This window comes from Kitasatospora sp. NPDC058406 (assembly GCF_042722765.1).
Lineage (GTDB): Bacteria > Actinomycetota > Actinomycetes > Streptomycetales > Streptomycetaceae > Kitasatospora.
Window position 1 is genome coordinate 1 of record NZ_JBHXKE010000351.1, and the last position, 7,045, is coordinate 7,045.

General features: G+C 72.0%; 7 protein-coding genes. 4 read left to right on the forward strand and 3 right to left on the reverse strand.

The annotated features are described in order from the left end of the window. Positions 1 to 104 precede the first annotated feature (104 nt). Together ACFWOG_RS38130 and ACFWOG_RS38135 are read right to left on the reverse strand one after the other, a co-directional pair. Positions 105 to 1,592: a glycoside hydrolase gene (locus ACFWOG_RS38130; protein WP_355405662.1), complete on the reverse strand. Its 1,488-nt coding sequence runs from the start codon at positions 1,590 to 1,592 to the stop codon at positions 105 to 107. Positions 1,593 to 1,963: 371 nt separating this feature from the next. Next, a complete protein-coding gene (locus ACFWOG_RS38135) occupies positions 1,964 to 2,359 on the reverse strand; it encodes a MarR family transcriptional regulator (protein WP_329883821.1) in 396 nt (131 codons plus the stop codon). Positions 2,360 to 2,574: 215 nt separating this feature from the next. On the opposite strand from ACFWOG_RS38135, the gene ACFWOG_RS38140 reads away from it, so the two are divergent. The 4 genes from ACFWOG_RS38140 to ACFWOG_RS38155 all read left to right on the forward strand — a co-directional run bounded on the left by ACFWOG_RS38140 (position 2,575) and on the right by ACFWOG_RS38155 (position 5,157). Continuing rightward, entirely contained in the window at positions 2,575 to 2,979 is a 405-nt protein-coding gene (locus tag ACFWOG_RS38140) for a nuclear transport factor 2 family protein (protein ID WP_329883792.1), read from the forward strand. 211 nt (positions 2,980 to 3,190) lie between these two features. After that, positions 3,191 to 3,526 carry a hypothetical protein gene (locus ACFWOG_RS38145; RefSeq protein WP_329950232.1) on the forward strand — a complete coding sequence of 112 codons (336 nt, stop codon included), beginning with the start codon at positions 3,191 to 3,193 and terminating at the stop codon, positions 3,524 to 3,526. Between the two features lies 1 nt (position 3,527). Beyond that, the gene (locus ACFWOG_RS38150) at positions 3,528 to 4,526 is read left to right on the forward strand and encodes a tyrosinase family protein (protein WP_380364090.1); all 999 of its coding nucleotides are present in this window, start codon (positions 3,528 to 3,530) and stop codon (positions 4,524 to 4,526) included. Between the two features lie 175 nt (positions 4,527 to 4,701). Beyond that, positions 4,702 to 5,157, forward strand: a complete 456-nt coding sequence (locus ACFWOG_RS38155) for an SRPBCC family protein (RefSeq protein ID WP_380364092.1) — start codon at positions 4,702 to 4,704, stop codon at positions 5,155 to 5,157. A 60-nt stretch (positions 5,158 to 5,217) separates the two neighbouring features. Here ACFWOG_RS38155 and ACFWOG_RS38160 read toward each other — a convergent pair whose 3' ends face one another. After that, positions 5,218 to 6,474: a GNAT family N-acetyltransferase gene (locus tag ACFWOG_RS38160; RefSeq protein ID WP_380364094.1), complete on the reverse strand. Its 1,257-nt coding sequence runs from the start codon at positions 6,472 to 6,474 to the stop codon at positions 5,218 to 5,220. Between the last annotated feature and the right edge of the window lie 571 nt (positions 6,475 to 7,045).

Consider the following 7,045-nt stretch of genomic DNA (forward strand, 5'->3'; position numbering starts at 1 on the left):
CGGTCGACCGCCGGGTCGCGGGTCCCCCCGTCGGGCCTGCCGCCCTCGCGGGCGCCGGCCCGGGGCGGCCGCGAGGGGCGCGACGGGTGTGACGGGCGTGCGGCCTACAGGTACACGCCGGAGACCTCGAAGGTCTGCACGGTACGGGCGTTGAAGGTGGACCAGAACCGGTTGCCGTGGAGGTAGGTGTCCTCGTAGTACCGGTAGCGCTCGCCACCGGGGTTCGTTCCGGTGGCCCACCGGCCGATCAGGGCGTTGTCCTGGCCGGGCGTGCTGAACCTGGACAGGTCGAAGTCGATCGTCTGACCGTCTCCCCCGTAGTTCACGGCGACGATGACCAGCTTGTGGTTGACGCCGTCGTAGGCCGCGACGGCGTCGGGGTGGCCCGCGTCGATGATCGTCATACCGGGGCGGATGTGCCGCATGTACTGGGCGAGGACGTAGAACTTGGGGTTGACCGCGCCGATCACGCCGTTGGTGAGGCTGATCGCGCCGTAGTTGTTCCAGTCGAGGATCTGCCAGATGACCCAGGCCGTGGGGTGCAGCCAGCGCAGGTCGTAGTTGAGGTTCCGGGCGAGGAGCATGCCGCTGGTGTCCCCGTCGCCGTACTCGGACATCCAGATGTCCTTGTTGTCCGCCGCCACGGCCTGGTGGAGTGCGTAGCGGTCGCCGTTGTCCTCGTAACCGTGGACGTTGACCCGGCCCACGGCCGCGCGGGTGGCGGCGTCGAAGTCGGAGTTGTTGGTCCAGTTGTACACGGCGCTTCCGACGCCCCAGTCGTCGAGACCCGCCACCATCATCCAGTTCAGGCCCCGCACGTCCAGCTGGGCGCGGGTCTGCCGGACGATCTCGGCGATCTGGGGGCGGTCGTAGTGGCAACCCTCCTGCCCCTCGATCGACTCCGTCGACGCCTCCCACTTGGCCAGCGGTTCGTTGACGGGTTGAACGGAGGTGAAGTCGATGCCCCAGTGGTCGTGGGCGTACCGCGCCACCGTTGCCAGGTACGCCGCGTGACGGCCGAAGTTGCCGTCCTGCAGGTTGCAGGTGTGGCCGCTGACCGCTCCGCGCGGATCGTCGTTCTTCAGCATCCACCACATGGGCGAGTTGGTGAAGAGTTCGAACTTGTCCGCGCCCCGGTCCCGGGCCAGCCACATCATGTCGCGCTGGTTCGCGTCCGCGTTCCAGTTCCAGCTCGCCGACTGCGGGTCGTCCGAGAACCAGTCGAGCTGGTAGCCCTCGATCTTCTTGAAACCGTCCAGCGCCGGGACGGGCTTCATCGTCCTGCCGCCGATGCTGTTCGTCCCCGAGGCGCCGGCGTTGTAGCGGACCACGTTCATGCCCAGGCCGGGCACCGTCTCACCGTGGAACTGGACGGTCTTCCGGCTGAACAGCACGTCGGCCAGGTCCTCCTGCGGGCCCAGCTGGTTGGCCCACCAGGCCAACGACGTGCCCCAGCCCTCCCAGGTGCCCCAGGTGTGCGACGGATTGACCGTGGTGGTGAAGTCGGCCCTGGCGGTCCCCGCAGCGGCGACCACCGCCATCGCCCCGACCGGCACACCCACCAGTCCGCGCAGGACAGTACGACGTTCCATCAGCCCCCCAAACAGGTCCCCCGCGCCGGAATCCCGACGCACGCGAACGGCACAGTACCGTACCGACACGACGACGAGGTCGGTCGGACGATCACCGCTTCCGGCCACCTCGTCCGCCGGTCTGCGGGGAGTTCCCGGAGCCCGTCGAGGCCCGGTTCCCGTCGAGGCCCGGTTCCCGTCGGCGCGAGCGGACCTGAGGCCGCGCCGGGAACGAACGCTGCTCCTCCGGCCGGCCCCGCGCGCAGCCGGTCGGCGTCGCGCCGGGCATCGACCGGCCGGGGAGGGCCGGCCGTTCTCGTCGACGCCTGCTCCGGGTGAGCCCCGAACGCGCGGAGGTCCGGGTGCCGGGCGGTCCCGTCCGTGCCTCCGGGTCAGCTGAACGGGCCCTGTTCGGTGAAGCGTTGCAGGGCGCGCGCGAAGATCCCGGCCTCGGCGGGGGGCCAGGTGGCGAGGGTGGCTTCGATACTGTCGGCCAGACGGCGGCGCATTTCGGCGACGGTGCGCTCGCCGTCCGGAGTGAGGGCGAGCAGGGTGGCGCGCTGGTCGTGGGGGTCGGGCTGGCGGCGGAGCAGGCCCGCTGCCTCCAGGCGGGTGGCGCGGCGGCTGACGCCGGAGCGGTCGAGGCCGATCTCGACGGCCAGGTCGGCGGCGCTGCGCGGGCCGGTGCGGCCGAGGCCGCTGAGGACGGGGTAGGTGACCTCGTCCACCGCTTCGCCGAGGTGCTCGGTGAGGCGGTGGTAGAGGGTGGTGCGGGTGCCGCGCCGCAGGAGGGTGGCGAGGGCGTCCGCGACGGCGTCACCGAGACCGGCGACGGCTGCGGCGTCGGGGGTGTCGGAGGTGTCGTCGGGGGTGGTGGCAGGCCTGGGGGAGGGGGTGTCCTTCACGCCTCCCATCCTAGCGTGCGCGGCGCACGCGTTCTGGGGTACAGTCCTTCCATAAGCGTGCGGCACGCACGCACTCCTGGTCCGTGGAAGGAACCGCCATGTCCGTCACCGCCTCGCACACCACCATCACCGCCGCCCTGACCGACCTGCTCCTGACCCCCGGCCTCGACCTCGACACCGCCGTCGACCGCCACTTCACCCCCGACTACCGCCAGCGCACCGACGGCAGTTGGGCCGACCGGGCCGCCTTCGTCGACCACATCCGCCACCTGCGCGGGGTCGTCGCCTCGGGCACCCTGGAGGTCCACGAGGAGTTCCACGCCGGCAACCTCACCGCCGACCGCCACACCGTGGACGTCGTCAAGACCGACGGCACCCGGGTCCGTATGGAGGTCTACCTCTTCGGCGAGTACGGCCCGTGCGGGCGCTTCCGGCGCATCGAGGAGACCACCCTCCTCCTCGACGGGCCCGAGGCCGAGCGGGACCTCGGCTCCGCGCGCTGAACCCCGCGCACCTGTCGCGGAGGCTAGGGCCGCTCGCGCACGGACGGCAACCGGTCGCACCACCGTCGCCCCGGTTCCCCGGCCCGGCCGCCACGCTGCGTGGCCGCCGGGCGACCGAGCTGCGCGGCTCCCGTTCCGGCGGGATGGTGAGAGGGAGAGGGCGCTCGCACTCCGGTCGCGCGCCCGTACCGCAACCTCCCGGGATGCTGACATGGATCCGACCATCACCTCGGCGGACCTGGCCGCCGCCATCGACCCGGAAACGTTCGGGAACCACCTCGCGAGCATCAAGCCCGCGCACGACCACATGGGCCACCACGGCCACGCGTCCTCCGTCCGCGAGGTGGAGTTCGAAGGCCACAAGATCAAGATCGTCACCTCGTACGAGATCACCGTGGACGGCCGGCCGCTCGCGGTCGGGCTCAACGTGCACGACGACGGCTCGCTGTCCTGCCACGGCCTGCCGGCCTACCAGTTCACCTCGGCGGTGGAGACGGTCCGGACGCTGATCCGCAAGTACCCCAGGCACTTCCCGAAGGACCCGTGACATGTCCGTCGTCCGAAGGAACATCCTCACCGACGCCGCCGCGCGGGACGACTACATCGAGGGCGTCCTCGCACTCAAACAGGAGGAGAGCGGCTTCACCACCCAGCAACTCGGCGTCCCGGGGCCGGCCGCCCCCGTGCACACCTACGACCAGTTCGTGATCTGGCACTGCTGGACGATGATGACCCCGATCCCACCGGGCGGGAACCCCGACGACCGCAACGCCGCCCACGCCGGGCCGATCTTCCTCCCGTGGCACCGGGTGATGCTCGGCCTGCTGGAGGCGAAGATCCAGAAGATCCTGGACAAGCCGGGCTTCGCGCTGCCCTACTGGGACTGGGCCGCCGACGGCGACCTCGGCTCGCCCACCGACGCGACCGTCTTCACCGAGCACTACCTGGGAGGGGACGGCGACCCCGTCAGCACCGGGAGGTTCGCGTTCGACCCGGCCGATCCGGCGACCTTCGCCGTCCGCATCGAGAGCGACCCCGGCGGGATGCCCGTCCAGGCCGACCCGCCCCGCGGCCTGAGCCGGTTCCTCGCCGTGGACTGGCCCGCCCTGCCGACCGGCACCGAGGTCAAGAGCACGCTCGCCTACGCGCCGCCGAGCGGCAGCGGGCCGGCGGCCCGCTACGACACCCGCGATTTCAACGTGTCCTCGCGGGGCTTCCGCAACCTGCTCGAAGGCTGGATACCGAGCGATCCCGTCCGTCCGGTCCACATGCACAACCAGGTCCACGTGTGGATCAGCGGGGACATGGCGTTCGGTACGTCCCCCAACGACCCCGCGTTCTACCTGCACCACTGCAACGTGGACCGGATCTGGGAGGGCTGGATGAAGCGGTACGGCCGGATCTATTCCCCGGACATGAGCTTCCCGGCGAACAGGTTCCAGGGCGAGCGGATCGACGACCGGATCGTCTCGCCGCTCGGGGCGCACGCGACGCCGGGATCCGTGCTCGACTTCTCCGCCGTCTGCACCTATGACGTCCTGCCCTGACCGGTGACGGCCCCGCGGCCCCGGTCCGTCCGTGGCATCGGGGCCGGTTCGCCCGCGGGTCGGCGGGTTGCCGCCGCTCGGCGGAGGGACAGGATGGACAGTGGTGCCGTCAGCGGATTCCTCGTCCGGCGGTCGTGTGCGGGCCGGCCGGGCGGGGCGGTGTGGAGGTGTGGCGATGAGCAGGGTGGAGGAGTCGATCGACGTGGACGTGCCGGTCCGCGTCGTCTATGAGCAGTGGGCGTCGTTCGAGGACTTCCCGCAGTTCATGGAGGGTGTGGAGGAGGTCAGGCAGCTGGACGACCGCCGTGCCTACTGGCGGGTGAGGATCGCCGGACTGCTCCGGGAGTTCGAGACCGAGATCGTCGAGCGGGCACCGGACGAGCGGGTCGCCTGGCGTACCACCGGCGAAACCGTGAAGCACTCCGGCACGGTCGACTTCGAGTCGCTCGACACGAGCCGGACGCGGGTGAGGATGGTCATGGTCTTCCAGCCCAACGGGCTGGCCGAGAAGGCCGCCGACAAGCTGGGTGTGCTCGACCGGCAGGTGCGGGGAGACCTGCGTCGCTTCAAGGAGTTCATAGAGGATCACGGCGTCGAGGGTGGCCCCCGGCCGGCGCCGGACAGCGCCTGACGCCGGACCGCCGCGCGCCGGCCATGCGCGGTGCTGTCACGCGCGGGGTGGCGAGCGCGGTCAGAACCAGTGCAGGCAGTGCGGTGAGCGTTCGGCGCGGAAGAGGGCGTCGGCACGGGCAGCCGCGTCCGGGCGGTGGGCCCGGACGTGTCCGGCCCGCACGAGCGTACTCGGGGCGGTGCCGCCGAGGTAGACCGAGCCCAGGTCGCGCACGTCCAGGGACAGGTCGGGCTCCCGGTCCGTCGGGACGCAGACGGCCCTGCCGTCCCGGGCGGTCAGCAGGTAGCGGCCGTGCTCGCCGAGGAACGGGTCGTGGACGTCGAGGACGAGCTCGCCGTCCGCGAACCAGCCGCGCGCGGCCAGCGCACGCGGGACGTCCAGCAGCCGCACCCAGAGCCAGTCGGTGTCGCCGCTCACCTGGCCGGCGCGGAAGTCGGCAAGCTGCCAGCGCAGCGGGTGCTCGGGAGGGAAGTGCTTGAACACGACCTGGGTGACGAGGTCGTGCCCGAGCACGAACCGGGCCAGGGCCGTGTAGGCGGCGTCATCGGTGGCGACGGTCTCGTCGACCGTCAAGGTGTCGGGCTCGCCGAGCGCGTAGCTGGCGTACCCGTCCGCGACGCCGTCGGCGTTCCGGTGGACGGCGACGTGGCGCGGCGCCGCCGAGACCGGGGGCTGGCCCGCGCGCAGGGCCCACCAGCGGTGCGGCCGGGACAGTGCGCCGGGCTGGGCGCGGCGGTACCGGTCGTAGACCTCCTCCAGGATCCCGCCGCACTCGGCGCGCCGCAGGAGCTCGACCGTGCCGGTGTCCGAGGCGGTACCCGAGGTGGTACCCGAGGTGTTCGCCGGCGCGTCGGCCCGTCCGTGCACCCGGGGGAGCGCGAGGGCGGCCCGGTGGCGCGGCACCGTCAGCCGCTGCGTGTAGGTGGCCGGCCCGTAGCCGAACCGGCCGTAGATCGGGGCCTCGGAGGCCAGCAGGACCGAGAGGATCTCCCCGCCTGCCCGCAACCCGGCGAGCTGATGCCGCATCATCGCGCCGAGCACGCCCTGGCGCCGGTGCGAGGGCAGGACGCCGACCGCGGTCACACCGGCGACCGGGACGAGGTGCGAACCGGGCAGGGTGAGTTCGAAGGCGTGCGTGGCGGCCGTGCCGACGGGCCGCCCGTCCTTCGCCAGGGCGAGCAGGCAGCGGTCCATGTCGATCGCCGACCACCAGAGCCCGCCGCCCTCGACCGGGGTCTCCGGGAAGCGTCCGAACGCGGCATGGACCGTGTCGACGAAGACGTCAAGGTCCTCGTCGCTCGTGGAACGAATCTCCATCGCTGCCGCCGCCTCCCCGGGATGCCGGGCACCACGAGCCGTGGTGCCCGGCCACAGTGCAGCGCCTATCCACCGCCGGGGCAAGCGAATTACGGCCTGCCCCCGGGGCTGGTCATATCATCTAGCGTCCAACGGAGGGAGCCCGAGCGGTCAGCCAGACCTTCAGCTCCGCGCACGCGGCTTGTCGTGCTCCTTCGGAGCCGGACCACCAAGTGAACATCCGGGTACCGGAGTCGAGATCCTCCCACCACCGGCGGGCACTCTCGGCGAGGTGGTGACGGGCAGTCCCGTCGGTCCGGGCAGCCCACCGAGCAAGCCGGGGGGTGACCGAGGAGCTCGCTGTCGTGCCCCGCTGTCTTCCGTGGCCGGCGCGGCCTCCAGGTTCCACCTCCGGCACCGACCGAGGCCGGCGGCACGAGGGGAGCGGGAGGCTCCGGCCTGCGCCCGGCCCGGGGCAGGCCGGGCGGCTGTCGGAACCCCGGGCGGGGGGGGGGTGAGGGTCGCAAGGGGGGGGGGGGGGCGGCGGGAGGGTCACCGGGGGGGGCGGGGAAGTAAAAAAAAAAACGCGTCC